Below are 16511 nucleotides of genomic sequence, written 5' to 3' on the forward strand. Positions count from 1 at the left end.
AAAACAGAATTTTGCTTGGCGACCATAGCGTTTTGGACCCACCTGACTCCATTCCGAACTCAGAAGTGAAACGAAACAGCGTCGATGGTAGTGTGGGGTTTCCCCATGTGAGAGTAGAACATCGCCAGGCTTTTAATTTAGCACCAAGCGCTAACCAGACAGCGGAGCGGTAGTTCAGTTGGTTAGAATACCGGCCTGTCACGCCGGGGGTCGCGGGTTCGAGTCCCGTCCGCTCCGCCACTTATTATGAAACCCAGTCTTCGGACTGGGTTTTTTGCTATTGGCTATTTACTCTTTGGCCTGCGATGTATTGGCCTTATCCTGTTTTATCTCCTCATTTTATCTCTTGAGTTACCCATCGTCAGTGGCCATCATGCGTGCCTCGTCATGAACAACGATTAGTAGCTAGCTCTCTTAATCAAATTATCGATAATTCAAAGGTGGTCAATCGGTTTGCTAAACATAAAACTTGGTTTGTTGGACAAAGCCTTAGTGAAATCGATCAGGTTAGGGTTCGCTTTCTTAAAGGGCGAGATGCACAACTACGTGATCCTCTGACTGGGATATTGAATCGACGTGCCTTTGAGCAGAGTAAGCAGATATTAGAACGACGTGGTGAGCCATTTTGGCTGATCCTATTTGATATTGACCAATTTAAGCAAATTAATGACAGTCAAGGACATAGTTTTGGTGATCAGGTTCTATGCCAAGTTGCACGGTGTCTGGTCGATGTTCTGGGTACCACGGCTGTTTTTCGGATTGGAGGAGATGAGTTCGTTGCCTTGATTTCCCTTGAACGTGAGGTGCTTGGTGATACTTTGACTCGTCTGCTCACACAAGTAAGGCAACTGCAGTGGTGTGAGTATAGTCTACCGATCACACTCAGTGCTGGGGCAGCTCGTTATTCACTGTTGGATGATGCCTTATTTGAACGAGCGGATGCGGCGCTGTATCGTTGCAAGGAGTCAGGACGCGATTGCTGGTTTTTGGCGGACTGATATAAGTGAGCGCTGGTGATCATCAATAATATTTCTCCATCATCACCGACAAGAGTTTGGTGATGGTTCGGGCTCAGCGTATTATCTTGATGCTCAATTCTGTCGAGGAGATGATATGAACCCCGTGATTAATACCATTCTGAGTCACCGTTCTATTCGGGATTTTACCCAACAACCGATTTCAGCGCTGCAACTTGAAACGATCATTGCTGCAGGGATTGCCGCTTCATCCTCCAGTTTATTGCAAGCCATTTCGGTGATCCGGGTTACGGATATCGCGCTGCGTCAGCAATTAGCTGAGTTGGCTGGCAAGCAAGCTTATGTTGCTAGTGCGGCTGAATTTTTGGTGTTTTGCATTGATTATCAACGCCACTATGCACTCAATCCTAAGGTAAAACCCGAGTTTATCGAGCTCACTTTAATTGGTGCGGTTGATGCGGGGATTATGGCGCAAAATTGTATGTTAGCTGCAGAGTCGATGGGGCTTGGTGGTGTCTATATTGGTGGTTTACGTAATTCACCCAATCAAGTGGATGCTTTGCTTAAGTTGCCACCTTACAGTGCGGTATTGTTTGGAATGTGTTTAGGCCATCCGGCCCAAGATCCAGAATTGAAACCGCGCTTGGCGGCGCAAGTGATCGTGCATGAAAACCACTATCAACCTTTGAATCAAGATCATGTCGCGGAATATGATCGCGTTATGGTCGAGTATTACCAAAAGCGTTCTGGTAATCCTAAACAACAAGGATGGTCTGAGCAAATCACCGCGAAGCTCTCACAAGAGTCGCGTCCATTTATGCTCAGTTATTTGCAGGGGAAAGGGTTAGCGCTGAAATAAGGTAACCATCCCAGCTCTTGGCTGGGATGGTGGGTTTATGCGAGTCCTTGAATGATCACGAACTTTTCAAGTAATTGCTCATCAGTTTCGCGATGAGCAGGATCGGTGATAATGCAGTTATTGATTGGACAAACTGACTGGCAGGTCGGTTTGTCATAGTGTCCTTTACATTCTGTGCATAAATCAGGGTCGATTTCATAGATTTTATCGCCCATCGCAATTGCACTGTTTGGACACTCTGGCTCACACATATCACAGTTGGTGCATTTGGCGGTGATCAGTAGCGCCATAATTATTTGCCTGTTGGGTTACGGGTATCTTGCCCTGAAACCAAGTTACGCATCAGCAGTGTGTAGCTGAGATCCAGCTCTTCTGGCACCGGAATGTAAACAAAGTGACCATTACCTTTGGCATCATCGGTTGCTTCACCTTTACGGTTTTCCATCGCTTGTAACGTGAAGATAATATTACCTTTGGGCGTCATCAGCTCAAGGCTATCACCAAGTACAAATTTGTTTTTCACTTCCACTTCAGCCAGCGCACCACGGCGTTTACCAGTGAATTCACCGACAAACTGCTGAGTGTCAGAAACGGAATAGCCGTAATCGTAGTTTTGATAAGCATCATGAGTGTGGCGACGCAGGAAACCTTCGGTATAACCGCGATGGGCCAAGCTTTCTAGCGTGGTCATTAGGCTCTCATCAAAAGGTTTACCCGCTACAGCATCATCAATTGCTTTGCGGTATACCTGCGCAGTACGTGCACAGTAGTAGAAAGATTTGGTCCGACCTTCGATTTTCAATGAGTGCACACCCATTTGAGTCAGGCGCTCGACGTGCTGAATCGCGCGTAGATCTTTCGAATTCATAATGTAAGTGCCGTGCTCATCTTCAAAAGCGGCCATTTTTTCATCAGGACGATGGCTCTCAGAAAGCAGCACCACATCATCAATCGGTTTGCCTGCACCAATGGTGGTATCGGGTCGTTGATCTTGGACTTCGATGGCTTGCGCCGCCTGTGGATCAAACTGTTCAACGATTTGGCCTGCTTCGTTTTCTTTGGCGGCTTCGACTTTATATTCCCAGCGGCACGCGTTGGTGCAAGTCCCTTGGTTTGGATCGCGTTTATTAATGTAGCCAGAGAGCAAACAACGACCAGAATAAGCCATGCACAATGCGCCATGTACAAACACTTCAATTTCAGTATTTGGGCATTGCTCACGGATCTCTTCGATCTCTTCCAAAGAGAGTTCCCGCGAGACAATCACGCGCTCTACCCCTTGCGAGGCCCAAAATTTTACGGTTGCCCAGTTCACCGCATTAGCTTGTACCGAAAGGTGGATCGGCATCTGTGGAAACTCTTCGCGCACCATCATGATGAGACCAGGATCGGACATGATCAGCGCATCAGGTCCCATATCAATCACCGGTTTAAGGTCACGGATAAATGTTTTTAGCTTAGAGTTGTGCGGTTGAATATTGCACACCACATAGAATTTTTTACCCAGTGCATGGGCTTCATTAATCCCGATTTGCAGGTTTTCGTGATTGAACTCGTTGTTACGCACGCGCAGGCTGTAACGTGGTTGCCCGGCGTACACCGCATCCGCTCCGTAGGCAAAAGCGTAACGCATGTTTTTTAGGCTGCCGGCAGGGGAAAGCAGTTCTGGTACAAAGGGAGTTGTTGTGCTCATGGTTTGCGTCTCATCTGATCTCAAGTCAGGCCAATACCACCTGATGGTATTGGAAAGGGCGCAAATTTTACGTCAAAAACCCTACGCTGCCTAGTGAAACTCTCACCACCTCAGAGTGACTGAGGTGGTGAAATAATCGGCAAGTGGCGCTTAGGCTTCAGGATGGGGCAGGCCGCCTAATGCGTTGAACAGATCCGGTAAAAATACCGCCATTTCTCCACACAGCAGTGAGAAATCGGCATCTAGACGCGCGGCGCGATCTTCGCGGGCAATATCATCATTTTGCTCTTTCAGCTCATCACTGTAAGCCAACCGCTTGATGCTGCAATCTTCCGCCAACATAAAGCGGATCCGATCTTGCCAGTTGATCGCCAGTTTGGTGACCACTTTATTGGCTTGTATATGACTGAGGATTTCATCACTACTCAGTTCTTGTTTTTTACAGCGAATGGTGGCGCCATCATCCAACAGTGATTTCAGTTCCGCTTCTTCCATGAGGCTAAAACCTTGGGGGAGATGACCATCCTTGACCCATTGGGTCAGCGTTGTTTCCACGGCAATCTCAGGAATGGCCGGTACAACTGGCAAGCTACCCATGGTTTTGCGCAGCAGTGCCAAAACTTCTTCCGCTTTTTTATAGCTGCCCGCATCAACTAAAATGAAGCCTTCACTTGGCATGATCAGCACAAAAGTCAGTTGGCTTTTGCTAAATGCGCGCGGCAGTAAATCGATCACAATCTCTTCTTTGAGCGCCTCTTGCTCTTTTTTCTTGAGTGGGCGGCCTTCTTGGATTTCCAGTGCTTCGACTTTGGCATTGAGTGACTCTTTGATCACTGATGCGGGTAACATTTTTTCTTCACGCTTCGCGCAGATCAAAATGCGGTTGTCACTAACATGGGTCATCATATCGCCGTGTTTACCTAGCGCAGCAACCCAGCCAAACTTCTGTTTATCCTGACTGCCGCATGGCGTAAAACGAAATTCAGCCAACTGTTTTTCCAGTTGATCGGCATTGAAGTTAACCTCGCGATTGACGCGATACAGCATACAGTTTTTAAACCACATTCGTGTTTTCCCTCGATTAGCAAGCGCCACATGATAGGGGAATCCGCTAATAAAGTCCTAACCCTAATTCAAAAAATCACCCTTTGCTGCTCACTGGTTGTGGCTGGTTTTCCTAGCTTGGCAATATGAATGGCGGCTGAATCTTATATGAAAATTTGTTTGCAAAGGTCACAAAAGTGTCATAAATATTTCCCATAATGCACAGCGTTGCTGAAAAACAAGGGTTAATCAATTATGTCTAGAAGGATTCTGGTTGTTGAAGACGAAGCACCAATCCGTGAAATGTTGTGTTTCGTGCTTGAACAAAAAGGTTATCAGGCGGTTGAGGCCGAAGATTATGATTCGGCGCTGAGTAAACTGGCTGAGCCTTTTCCTGATCTGGTCCTGCTCGATTGGATGTTGCCTGGCGGCAGCGGTATCAACCTCATCAAGCACATGAAGCGCGAAGAGATGACGCGCAACATTCCGGTTGTCATGCTCACCGCGCGTGGTGAAGAAGAAGATAAAGTACGCGGCTTAGAAGTCGGTGCGGATGATTACATCACTAAACCTTTTTCACCTAAAGAGCTGGTCGCGCGTTTAAAAGCGGTGATCCGCCGTGTCACTCCAACCGCACTAGAAGATGTGATCGATGTACAAGGTTTAAAACTTGATCCCGTGTCACACCGTGTGACCGCAAATGATCAGGCGTTGGACATGGGTCCGACTGAATTTAAAATGCTGCATTTCTTTATGACTCATCAAGAGCGAGTGTACAGCCGCGAACAACTGCTCAATAACGTTTGGGGGACCAACGTTTATGTCGAAGATCGCACGGTGGATGTACATATTCGTCGCCTGCGTAAAGCGTTGGAAGAGGCTGGGCATGATAAGTTGATCCAAACGGTGCGTGGTGCAGGATACCGTTTTTCAACTAAAGCCTAGTTTTAAACCAAATCCTAGTTTTCAACTAGGCCTTAGTTGTGCAAGCAAAGCCAGTTGTTTAACGGTAAGTGTCGTTTTTTCGCGATTAAAGCCGAAGAGGTGGTATACAGATTCGTATGGTTGAACGTCTAACCTGGAAAAAGCTGGCTTGGGAGCTGGCTTTTTTTTACTTGCCATGGATTGTGGTGGGATGGATTTTTGGACAAATGCCGTGGTTGCTGCTGGTTGCGACAGCGTTGCAGCTGGCTTGGCATTTGAACCATCAAATTCGCCTCTCAGCTTGGCTGTGGGATGAAAAGCGCCTGACGCCTCCCTCCGGCAGTGGTAACTGGGAGTCGCTGTTTAATGGTATTTATCGTTTACAGCTGCGCCATCGTAAAAAACGCAAAGAGCTGACCAATTTGATCCGTCGCTTTCGTAATGGTGGTGAATCGCTACCCGATGCGGTGGTGGTGTTTCGTAGTGAAGGCAATATTGTATGGTGTAACCGTCTAGCGCAGCATTTACTGGGGTTTCGCTGGCCGGATGATGCTGGGCAGCCGATTTCTAATTTGCTGCGCACCCCCGACTTTATCAAATATCTCAAAAAAGACGATTTCACCGACCCACTGGAAATGCGCTCACCACTCAATAGTGAGCGGATGTTAGAACTGCGGATTGTGCCTTATACCGAAGGTGAGCACCTAATGGTGGTACGTGATGTCACTCAGCTTAAGCAGCTAGAAGGGATGCGACGTAATTTCTTTGCTAACGTTTCCCATGAGCTGCGCACTCCAATGACGGTGCTGCAAGGCTATTTGGAGATGACCGAAGATCCGGATGTGTTAGCGGGCCCAATGTGGGGGAAAGCACATGGGGTGATGACCGAGCAACTGAATCGAATGAATAGCCTAGTTAACCAGTTGCTGACGCTATCAAAAATTGAAGCTTCGCCGATTGTCGAACTCGATCAAGTGGTGGATGTCCCAGCCATGCTGGATGTCTTAGAGAAAGAAGCTGCGAGCTTGAGTGGCGATGCGCAACATAAGCTGCATTTTGAGGTGGATAAAAGCCTCAAAGTGCTGGCGGATGAAGATCAACTGCGCAGTGCCATCTCTAATTTGGTGTATAACGCGGTGAAATATACTCCGCCCGGTGCGCAGATCGATGTACGCTGGTATCGCTCTAGTCAAGGCGCTTGCTTAGAAGTGGAAGATAAAGGCGAGGGGATTGAACCTCAACATTTGCACCGACTCACTGAGCGTTTTTATCGAGTTGATAAAGCGCGTTCCCGCGATACGGGGGGCAGTGGTTTAGGTTTGGCAATTGTCAAACACGCTTTGGCACACCACGACTCTCATTTAGAGATCCATAGCCAAGTTGGGGTGGGTAGCCAGTTCTCTTTTGTACTCCCTAAGCGTTTAGTGGCCAAACCATGATCTCGATGCTAAGTCGGATTGGGTTATTAAGCTCACTGACCTTGCTGGCGTCTGCTGTAAACGGGGCCGATCACGACTTAGCCAGCTATAACAAAGTCAGTGGTATCTCGGGTAGCTTGTTATCGGTGGGCTCTGACACGCTGGCGGGGATGACCACGCTGTGGGTCGAAGAATTTCAAGCCTATTATCCGGCGGTCAATGCACAAGTGCAGGCCTCTGGTTCGGCCACTGCCGCTCCGGCATTATCCGAAAGTACCGCTCAGTTTGGCCCGATGAGTCGCCCTATGCGCAGTAGTGAAATCGCCTCTTTTGAGGCGATGCATGGTTATAAGCCGACTGCTTTACGGGTGGCGATTGATGCGGTCGGGATTTTTGTGCAGCGTGATAACCCGATCCAAGGTCTCAATTTTCAGCAGTTAGATGCGATCTTTTCCTCAACCTTGCGCTGTGGGGCTAATTACCCGATCACCACGTGGGCGCAGTTAGGTTTGCCTTATGACTGGGCCAAGCGCAATATTCAGCTGTTTGGGCGTAATTCGGTTTCAGGAACCTATGGCTACTTTAAGCAGCACGCCTTATGTCAGGGCGATTTTCAAACTCGGGTCAATGAGCAGCCGGGTTCGGCCTCGGTGGTGCAATCGGTCGCCTCATCCATTAATACCCTTGGTTATTCTGGGATTGGCTATCGTGTCTCTGGCGCTAAGCTGTTACCGATAGCCCGTGAAGGTGAGCAGTATATTGAGCCGACTCAGGCCAATATTTTGTCAGGGGCTTATCCGCTCTCACGTTATTTGTATGTGTATGTGAACAAAAATCCTAATCGAGAATTGTCACCGATTGAGCGTGAATTTATTCGTTTTATTTTTTCCCAGCAGGGACAAGCGTTAGTCGCGAAAGATGGCTATTTACCCATTACCGCCCAAGTCGCCGCAGAAGAGTTAGCCAAAGTAGGGATTGTCAGCTCAAACCGCTAATCGTGATCTTAAACGCTGATGAACTTGCCTTTTACCGAACTGCAGCCCAAAGCAACCTCTCTAATCTCACATATCACAACGCCCAAGCTAAGTTGGGCGTTGTGGTTTTATAAATGGTGCAAATTAAAACAGCAGTTGCCAACCCGCTTCACGCCAGTACTCTTGTTCAGAGAGCAAATCCGCGTGCAGTAGCTTGTTGTTTTCTAACCAGTCAGGCTGGGTCGAGTGTAGTTGCCATTCATCTTCTTTAGCCGATAAGGTCAGTGGTGGCAGTGGATCATCGTTACGCTGACCATTGACTAAAATCGCTAAGCGTAAAACGCGGATCAGGCCAATCAGATGTTTTTTCTTAAATAGGCTAAAATCGTCCAATTCACTCAGTTTGAGTGATTTACGTTGAAAACGAGCCAAATTGGACAGCACCAATTGCTGCTCGCTGTTAAAGCCGGCCATGTTGTTATGGCGTAAAATGTAGGCTGAATGGCGATGAAAACCTTGTAAGTTAATACTCAGTCCCACTTCATGCAGTAGTGCACTCCATTCGAGCAAATCACGTAGCTCACTGTCTTGCGCTAAGCCAAGCTCTGCTGAAACTTGTGCCAGAAACTCACGCGCGTGGCCTTTGACTTTTGCCGCATGCTCTAAATCGACTAGATGCTTGGCGGCGAGGTTTTCGGTGGTGCGCAAACGAATATCGGAATACTTGAAGCGATCTTCCATCTCATACAGTAGCCCTTCGCGTAAGGCGCCATCAGAGAAGTGCATCTCTTTGATTTTTAAACCTTGGAACACAGCGGATAAGATAGCGACACCGGCAGCAAATACTGGCTTGCGATCATCGGTTAAACCGGGCAGTTGTAACTGTTCGATGTCATCGGATTCACACAGTTTGTCGATCAGCTTACTGAGTCGCTCAAAGGTGATCAGGCCATCATCATACCCCTGTCCGAGCAAGACTTCGCGAATCGCTTTAATGGTACCGGAAGATCCAAACGCAACTTGCCAGCCTTTTTTACGATATTGAGCGGCAATCGCTTCTAACTTCTGTTCACTGGCGACAATCGCTTGGGAAAAGTTTTTGCGTGATAGTTTACCGTTGGCAAAGTAAGCCTCAGTAAAATTGACGCATCCCATCTGTTTACTGTTGACCAGCTCGGCTTCAAAGCCTGTGCCGATGATCATTTCCGTGCTGCCGCCACCAATATCCACCACCAGCATCGAGTCGGCTTGTGGCTGAGTGTGGGCGACCCCAAGATAAATCAAACGAGCTTCTTCTGCGCCGGGGATGATCTCAATCGGAAAGGGCAACACTTCAAGTGCGCGCTGAATAAACACGTTAGCATTACTGGCTTGGCGCAGCGTGTGGGTGGCCGCGATGCGAACGTTATGTGGGTCAAACCCTTGTAAGCGTTCGGCGAACATGGTTAAGCACTCTAAGCCGCGTTGCATCGCCTCTGGATCGAGATTTTTCTCTGCATCTAATCCGGCAGCCAGCCGTACACGTTGTTTGTGACGACTGATCAACTGGAGATCTTGATCGACCACTTTGGCGACCACCATGTGAAAACTGTTGGAGCCGAGATCAATCGCGGCGATTTCTCTGGCATTACTGACTGTTGTCATTGGTTTCCTGTTGCCCCTGTGCTTTGCGAGTTTGTTTTTCGACATTTTTAAGATAGTCGTAAATGGCAATTTGGGAACGTACTTTTCTGCGATTGCCGCGTTCTACGTACTGATTGCTCATTTCCTTGTCGATACGACGCGCTTTGACCGTATCGATGAACTGAATATTAAGAATATCGATGATACGCTGTTTGATACGCTCGTCACGGATTGGCGTCATAACTTCAATCCGATGATCGATATTGCGTTCCATCCAGTCTGCGGAGGAAATCAACACCTGTGGATTGCCATCATTATGCACCACCAGCACACGCGGGTGCTCAAGGAAGCGGTCAATGATACTGATGATCTCAATATTGTCACTCACTCCTGCGACACCGGGGACTAACGAGCACATGCCGCGAATGATCATGCGGATTTTTACCCCGGCAGCACTCGCACCATACAATTTATTGATCAATCCCTTATCGACTAAATTGTTGACTTTGAGGGTGATCGCTGCAGGTTTGCCTGCCTTGGCATTGGCAATTTCACCATCTAACAGGCGGTAGAGTTGGATGCGAGAATTACGTGGTGAAACAATCAGATGGTTAAACTTGACCGGCCGGAAGGGATTTTCAATATAGGCAAATACAGCGCGGACTTCGGAAGCCAATTCTTGGTTGGCGGTCAGCAGCGCAAAGTCAGTGTAAATCCGTGCGGTACGTTCGTGGAAGTTGCCTGTGCCAATATGCGCATAACGAACGAAATCATCGCCCTCTTTGCGGGTAATTAATAGCAATTTGGCGTGAATTTTCATGCCCGGCACACCAAAAATAACATGTACACCGGCATCGGTTAGAATGCGTGACCACTCAATATTGGCCTCTTCATCAAAGCGCGCTTGCAATTCGACCACCACAATCACCCGTTTGCCATTGTGCACTGCATCGACTAGTGAGTTCATCAAGCGTGAATCTTTTGCGACCCGGTAAATATTGATTTTGATGCTGACGACTTTGGGATCAAAAGAGGCTTGGCGTACCAGCTCGGTAATGTGTTCAAAGCTGTGATAAGGGTAGTGCAATAAAATATCTTGCGCGCGGATTGCATCAAAGGCGTTGGCATGCCCTTCAAAATCGGCACAGGTCATTGGTGGTAACGGTTTATTTTCTAAGTAGTCACGCCCGACGTTCGGAAAGGAAATAAAATCTTTAAAATTGTGGTAGCGCCCTCCAGGGGTCAAACTATCGTAGTGCGAAATTTTGAGTTTCTGGCATAAAATTTTCAGCATCGCTTCTGGCATTTCACGCTCATACACAAAGCGTACCGGCAGCGCGGTTAAACGTTGACTCAACCCTTCCGACATCTGTTCGAGTAAGCTGTATTCCACTTCGTGGCGTAAATCATATTCGGCATCGCGAGTCATTTTCATCGCGTAGCCGTTGAGCGAGTCATAGTGGTAAAAACCACGGAAAATTTCATCGAGGCAAAGGCGGATAATATTATCGAGCAGAATAATGGTTTTACGGCGTTTGCCTTTTTGCTCTGGTAGCATCACAAAACGCGGCAGTTGATCGGTTGGGATCTCAATCAGCGCGTACTTAAACTCCGCACCACTGCGCATTTCAACGGCAATGTAAGCGTATTCGTCTTTCAAAAACTGCATTACATCGATGTCATCTCGCAGCATGATCGGGGTCACATGCGGTAGCACTTCTTTATGGAAATACTTCTTGACCCATTTGAGCTGGATGTCATCGAGTTGAGTTTCATTGACTAAGAAAATGCGCCGTCTGGCCATTTCTAAAATCAGTTCATTGTAGAGATTATCGAAGTCTTGGTTGAGTTTGAGCGCTTTACTTTGCATGCGCGAGAGCAGGTGCTTAGAAGTGTCGTTACCGCCTCGTTCGCGGTTGATCAAAATTTGCCGTTTCACATCGGCAAAGCGCACTTTGTAAAACTCATCGAGGTTGTTGGAAAATATTCCGAGAAAACGGATACGCTCAATCAGTGGCACGGTTTTATCCGCGGCTTCTTGTAATACGCGCTCATTAAATGAGAGCCAACTCAGTTCCTTGTCGATGTACAGCTTATCCGCACTCATACTTTACCTTTGCCATTGTGACGTTACGTAATCATCAGAAGCCATGCAAATTAGGTCATTTTTGTGACAGTTTTATTGCGCTGCCTTCTGTATCATAGAGTTGTTTTGATTTCAGTAATTTATTGTCGCTTGTAATATAATTGTCACCGAATAGAAATATTATGACACTCCTCCAACCTGTAGGTAATCCCAAGCATGGTCAGACAGCCATTTTCATTGAAAGAACGTGATCGCGCACGGTTAGTCAAAGACCGTGTAGTACGTTTTGCAGTGACCTGTGGTGGGGTGAGTGTGTTGGGCGCTCTGGTGCTGATTTTTATCTATTTGGCGTTGGTGGTATTACCGCTGTTTGGCGATGCTAAATGGCATGCTGATGTCGCAACCCAATCGATTTCAACTCCGGCACCGTTAGCGATGAGCATTGATGATTATGGTGAGAATGCTTGGCTATTATCCGCACAAGGTGTCGCCGAATTTTGGCCATTAACGCGGTCAACGCAGCAACCCATCTTCAGACAAGCCTTAGGTTTTAAACCTGTGCTCTGGGCGCAAACACCGGCTGCGCAAGGTTGGTTTGCCGCCGTCAGTGAACAGAACCAAGTGGCGGTATTTCATCCGCAGCTGGCCCATTCGATGACTGCGCAGGGGCGTCAATTTACCCCCAGTGTTGAGCGTCTCGCTTTGCCTGCCGAGTGGCGCATCAGTGAGCAGCGATTGCAGCAATTGGCGTTTGCGCTCACTGAGCAGCAACTGATTTTTGTTACTTATGATCAAGCGCAGCGCATCCAGGTAGTGCATCTCGATCGACAAACTGGACAAGAGCAGAGTCGCTTCAGCCTTAGTGTGCCGTTTGAAGCGTTGAGCCAACTATTGCTTACCCCTGATGGAAAAACGCTGTATTTGCGTACTGGCTCTGAGTTGGTGGTGATCCAGCTTGAAGCGCACACGTATCAGATCCGTCAAGTATTGGATATGAGTGCCGGTGATAACCACCACCAAGTGGCGCAGCTTTACCTGTTGTCAGGGGCATTTTCGTTATTAGCGGTACATCATGATGGCTTGGTATCACAGTGGTTTGATGTGCTGCGTGAGGGTGAGCGCCAATTGAGCTCAATTCGGCATTTTAAACTCGCTTCTGAAGTGCGATTTTTGCTGCCTGATACGCACAGTAAAGGTTTTTATAGTTTCTATCGCAATGGCACTTTGCAAAGCCATAACACCACCAGCGAAAAATTGGTGCTGTTTGAGCGAGCTTATCAACAAGCGCCACAGTTAGTGGCGATGTCAAACAATCAATCTTATTTAGCCAGTTATGATCAAGGCGAGATCCGATTAGCGCGAGTTGAAAATCGCAATCCCGAAATCTCCTTTTCGGCTTTGTGGCAAAAAGTGTGGTACGAAGGGTATCCAGAGCCGGAGTTTGTGTGGCAATCGACCTCGGCCAGTGATGACTTTGAAGCAAAATTCAGCTTAGTGCCGATAGCTTTCGGGACCATCAAAGCCGCGGCGTTTGCCATGCTGTTTGCAGTGCCGATTGCGGTATTAGGCGCGATTTATACCGCCTATTTTATGACGCCAGCGATGCGACGGGTGGTGAAGCCGAGCATTGAATTGATGGAAGCATTGCCGACGGTGATCATCGGCTTTTTGGCTGGACTCTGGTTTGCGCCGTTTGTCGAAAGCCATTTACCTGCCGTACTGGCATTGATGATGCTGTTGCCGGTTTCGACGATGGTGGTCGGCTTTATTTGGTCTCGCTTACCGAAAACTTGGCTGCGTCGGATCCCAAATGGTTGGCATGCGTTAATTTTGGTACCACTGCTGATTGGGCAGGCCTTGCTTATTTTGGCGTATAGTGGCGAGCTAGAAAGCGCGCTGTTTGCTGGTGATTTACGAGTCTATCTGGCTCAGCATGGGATTGGTTATGATCAGCGTAACGCGTTAGTGGTCGGCTTTGCCATGGGTTTTGCGGTGATCCCAACCATTTTCACCATTGCCGAAGATGCGATTTTCTCCGTGCCTAAACATCTGTCTGATGGCTCATTAGCTTTAGGGGCGACGCCATGGCAAACCTTACTGTACGTGGTACTACTGACCGCAAGCCCCGGGATTTTTTCCGCGATTATGATGGGGCTTGGTCGCGCAGTAGGGGAAACCATGATTGTGTTGATGGCGACCGGCAACACGCCGCTGCTGGATTGGAATATTTTTGAGGGGATGCGCACCCTATCGGCGACCATCGCTGTCGAATTACCAGAGTCGGAAGTGCAAAGTGCGCATTTCCGGATCCTGTTTTTAGCCGCGCTGCTGCTGCTGACCTTTACCTTTGCGGTTAACTCGGTAGCAGAGTGGGTGCGTCAGCGGCTGCGTGAAAAATACCGATCTTTATGATGGAGCAATATGTTGAAGTGGTTTAAATCCGGTGCTCCTTGGATCTGGCTGACCGGAGGAGCAGTAAGTGTCAGCTTGATTGCGGTGCTTGGTTTGCTGCTGGTCATCGGCTGGCGTGGCCTTACCTATTTTTGGCCAGCACCGTTATTCGAGTGGCAAACCAGCGATGGTCACACGGTGATTGGGCAGATCTACGCACAGGAAAGTGTTGCGGTGAGCCATTTAAAACAGATGAATATTCCGCTTCCGGCTGCGGTAGAGGCGGCCGGTTTGGCGACGCGGCTTAATATCAAAGTGGCCAATCGAGATCTGTATGGTTCAGATTTTATTGCGTTACTCGATTTTCAAATTGAGCTCAAAGGTGCACCGCAAGGTTGGGCGGTGATTGAGCGTAGCCGCGGTGGGCAACTGTTTGGCAAACCGCTCCATTTTGAACCGGTGAGCGCATCGCTCAGTGATTCGTCATTGCCCACTGAGCCGCTCAGCACTGCGTTGCGAAAAGCATTGCAACAAGCTCAAGCGATCCGGCTGCAAGTTGAGCAGATGGTTGATCAGCAAGTGCGTGTGATCAGCGGAGAGCTAGAAAAACTGCGTTTGGAAAGACGGCGTAAGCAGTTGGATAACCGACTGACCGAGGCTTATCAACAACACTATTTGTCACGTAAAAATGATTTAGAAGCACAACTGGCTACAGTGCAGCAGCAGCTCGATGCTCTGCGCGCCCCCCTTGATCAGCAAATTTTGCAGGTTGCGGATATGCGCGGTCAGGTGGTTGCTGTGCCATTAAGTGAGATTTTGGATTTCTGGTATCCCAATCAGATGACGCTAGATCAAAAACTGACCCAATGGGGCAAGCAAGCGTGGCGCTTTTTATCGGAATCGCCGCGAGAGTCAAACTCAGAAGGTGGCGTGTTTCCGGCGATTTTTGGTACGGTATTGTTGGTGTTGATCATGTCGATCATTGTGATGCCACTTGGCGTGATTGCCGCGATTTATTTGCACGAATACGCCAAAGAGGGCGCATTCACTCGCCTGATCCGCGTGGCGGTGATTAACCTCGCTGGGGTTCCCTCGATAGTGTATGGGGTATTTGGGTTAGGTTTTTTTGTCTATACGCTTGGATCTTCGGTGGATAGCTTATTTTATGCCGAGCGTTTACCTACCCCCACTTTTGGTACACCTGGGTTATTGTGGTCAGCGTTGACGCTGGCGGTATTAACTCTGCCAGTGGTGATTGTTGCCACCGAAGAGGGCTTATCACGCATCCCTAATTCACTGCGTCACGGCTCATTGGCATTAGGGGCGACCCAGTTTGAAACTTTGTGGCGAATTGTGTTACCGATTGCTAGCCCTGCTATCATTACAGGACTGATTTTGGCGATTGCGCGTGCTGCTGGTGAGGTGGCACCGCTGATGTTGGTGGGGGCGGTTAAGCTGGCTTCAAGCTTACCGGTGGATGGCGAATTTCCGTTTGTGCATTTGGAACGTAAGTTTATGCATTTAGGCTTTCACATCTATGATATTGGTTTTCAAACCAACAATATTGAGGCGGCGCGCCCACTGGTTTACGCCACTTCTTTTTTATTGGTCACGGTGATTGTTACGCTAAATTTAACCGCTATCAGCATTCGTAATAATTTACGCGAAAAATACCGAACGTTGGGGCAAGACTAGTTATGTATTCTGCAAATCCCACCCTGGGCTACTATGTAGCGCCTTTAGATGTCAATAATTTAACCGAACAACAGACGGCCATTTCGATTGAGCATTTAAGCCTGTATTACCAGCATAGTTGCGCCTTGAGTGATATTTCAATGCGCATTCCGAAAGGTCAGGTGACCGCTTTTATCGGCCCTTCTGGTTGTGGTAAATCGACACTATTACGCTGCATTAATCGGATGAATGATCTGGTGGAAGGTACTCGTGTTGAAGGCGAAGTCAAACTGCATGGCAAAAATATTTATCATCCTGATGTCGATGTGCCCACCTTGCGTCGCCGTGTTGGCATGGTTTTTCAGCGTCCGAATCCTTTCCCCAAATCGATTTATGAAAATGTGGTGTATGGGTTGCGCCTACAAGGGATCAAAAATAGCCGCACATTAGATGATGCCGCCGAGCGCTCGTTGCGTGCTGCCGCGCTGTGGGATGAGGTGAAACACCGTTTGCATGAAAATGCCTTTGGTTTATCAGGTGGTCAGCAGCAGCGCTTGGTGATTGCGCGCTCGATTGCGATTGAGCCAGAAGTGTTGCTGCTCGATGAGCCAACTTCGGCACTCGATCCGATTTCCACTTTAACCATTGAAGAGTTGATCCACGAGCTGAAAAACAAATATACCGTGGTGATCGTGACCCATAACATGCAACAGGCGGCGCGCGTGAGCGATCACACCGCTTTTATCCATATGGGAAAGTTGATCGAGTACGCAGATACCGACACTATTTTCACCTCACCATTGAAAAAGCGCACGGAAGACTACATTACCGGACGATACGGTTAAGCC

Annotated in this window: 13 protein-coding genes, 1 tRNA gene and 1 rRNA gene; 10 read left to right on the forward strand and 5 right to left on the reverse strand. The window is 48.2% G+C overall.

The window, feature by feature from the left end:
• The first annotated feature begins 14 nt into the window (after positions 1 to 14).
• From rrf to nfsA, 4 genes are all read left to right on the forward strand, one after another.
• Positions 15 to 130, forward strand: a 5S ribosomal RNA gene (gene rrf, locus PUN32_RS09570).
• A gap of 33 nt (positions 131 to 163) precedes the next feature.
• Positions 164 to 240 (forward strand) — tRNA-Asp (locus PUN32_RS09575).
• A gap of 200 nt (positions 241 to 440) precedes the next feature.
• Entirely contained in the window at positions 441 to 998 is a 558-nt protein-coding gene (locus PUN32_RS09580; RefSeq protein ID WP_274722901.1) for a GGDEF domain-containing protein, read from the forward strand.
• A gap of 115 nt (positions 999 to 1113) precedes the next feature.
• A complete protein-coding gene (gene nfsA, locus PUN32_RS09585) occupies positions 1114 to 1836 on the forward strand; it encodes an oxygen-insensitive NADPH nitroreductase (protein WP_274722902.1) in 723 nt (240 codons plus the stop codon).
• A 35-nt stretch (positions 1837 to 1871) separates the two neighbouring features.
• On the opposite strand, the gene PUN32_RS09590 is transcribed toward nfsA, so the two are convergent.
• The 3 genes from PUN32_RS09590 to rdgC all read right to left on the reverse strand — a co-directional run bounded on the left by PUN32_RS09590 (position 1872) and on the right by rdgC (position 4594).
• The gene (locus PUN32_RS09590; RefSeq protein WP_274722903.1) at positions 1872 to 2126 is read right to left on the reverse strand and encodes a YfhL family 4Fe-4S dicluster ferredoxin; all 255 of its coding nucleotides are present in this window, start codon (positions 2124 to 2126) and stop codon (positions 1872 to 1874) included.
• A 2-nt stretch (positions 2127 to 2128) separates the two neighbouring features.
• On the reverse strand, positions 2129 to 3529 hold the full coding sequence (trhP, locus tag PUN32_RS09595; RefSeq protein WP_274722905.1) for a prephenate-dependent tRNA uridine(34) hydroxylase TrhP: 1401 nt from the start codon (positions 3527 to 3529) through the stop codon (positions 2129 to 2131).
• Positions 3530 to 3679: 150 nt separating this feature from the next.
• Positions 3680 to 4594 carry a recombination-associated protein RdgC gene (gene rdgC / locus PUN32_RS09600; RefSeq protein ID WP_166014465.1) on the reverse strand — a complete coding sequence of 305 codons (915 nt, stop codon included), beginning with the start codon at positions 4592 to 4594 and terminating at the stop codon, positions 3680 to 3682.
• A gap of 234 nt (positions 4595 to 4828) precedes the next feature.
• Between rdgC and phoB the strand changes: the two genes are divergently transcribed.
• The 3 genes from phoB to PUN32_RS09615 all read left to right on the forward strand — a co-directional run bounded on the left by phoB (position 4829) and on the right by PUN32_RS09615 (position 7910).
• Positions 4829 to 5518: a phosphate regulon transcriptional regulator PhoB gene (gene phoB / locus PUN32_RS09605; RefSeq protein WP_274722906.1), complete on the forward strand. Its 690-nt coding sequence runs from the start codon at positions 4829 to 4831 to the stop codon at positions 5516 to 5518.
• Positions 5519 to 5634: 116 nt separating this feature from the next.
• Positions 5635 to 6936 (forward strand): phosphate regulon sensor histidine kinase PhoR, encoded by a 1302-nt coding sequence (gene phoR / locus PUN32_RS09610; protein WP_274722907.1) that lies wholly within the window; start codon positions 5635 to 5637, stop codon positions 6934 to 6936.
• Between the two features lie 5 nt (positions 6937 to 6941).
• Positions 6942 to 7910, forward strand: a complete 969-nt coding sequence (locus tag PUN32_RS09615) for a PstS family phosphate ABC transporter substrate-binding protein (protein ID WP_274722961.1) — start codon at positions 6942 to 6944, stop codon at positions 7908 to 7910.
• A gap of 123 nt (positions 7911 to 8033) precedes the next feature.
• Here PUN32_RS09615 and ppx read toward each other — a convergent pair whose 3' ends face one another.
• Together ppx and ppk1 are read right to left on the reverse strand one after the other, a co-directional pair.
• Complete coding sequence (gene ppx, locus PUN32_RS09620) at positions 8034 to 9533, reverse strand: exopolyphosphatase (RefSeq protein WP_274722908.1); 1500 nt, start codon at positions 9531 to 9533, stop codon at positions 8034 to 8036.
• A complete protein-coding gene (gene ppk1 / locus PUN32_RS09625; protein ID WP_274722909.1) occupies positions 9517 to 11619 on the reverse strand; it encodes a polyphosphate kinase 1 in 2103 nt (700 codons plus the stop codon). Before ppk1 ends, ppx begins: the two co-directional genes overlap by 17 nt.
• 195 nt (positions 11620 to 11814) lie before the next feature.
• Between ppk1 and PUN32_RS09630 the strand changes: the two genes are divergently transcribed.
• The 3 genes from PUN32_RS09630 to pstB are packed head-to-tail and all read left to right on the forward strand — an operon-like array spanning position 11815 to position 16508.
• Complete coding sequence (locus tag PUN32_RS09630) at positions 11815 to 14010, forward strand: ABC transporter permease subunit (RefSeq protein WP_274722910.1); 2196 nt, start codon at positions 11815 to 11817, stop codon at positions 14008 to 14010.
• A 9-nt stretch (positions 14011 to 14019) separates the two neighbouring features.
• A complete protein-coding gene (gene pstA / locus PUN32_RS09635) occupies positions 14020 to 15684 on the forward strand; it encodes a phosphate ABC transporter permease PstA (protein ID WP_274722911.1) in 1665 nt (554 codons plus the stop codon).
• Positions 15685 to 15686: 2 nt separating this feature from the next.
• On the forward strand, positions 15687 to 16508 hold the full coding sequence (gene pstB, locus PUN32_RS09640; RefSeq protein ID WP_274722912.1) for a phosphate ABC transporter ATP-binding protein PstB: 822 nt from the start codon (positions 15687 to 15689) through the stop codon (positions 16506 to 16508).
• The last annotated feature ends 3 nt before the right edge of the window (positions 16509 to 16511 follow it).

This window comes from Vibrio chanodichtyis, assembly GCF_028863985.1.
GTDB classification, from domain to species: domain Bacteria; phylum Pseudomonadota; class Gammaproteobacteria; order Enterobacterales; family Vibrionaceae; genus Vibrio; species Vibrio chanodichtyis.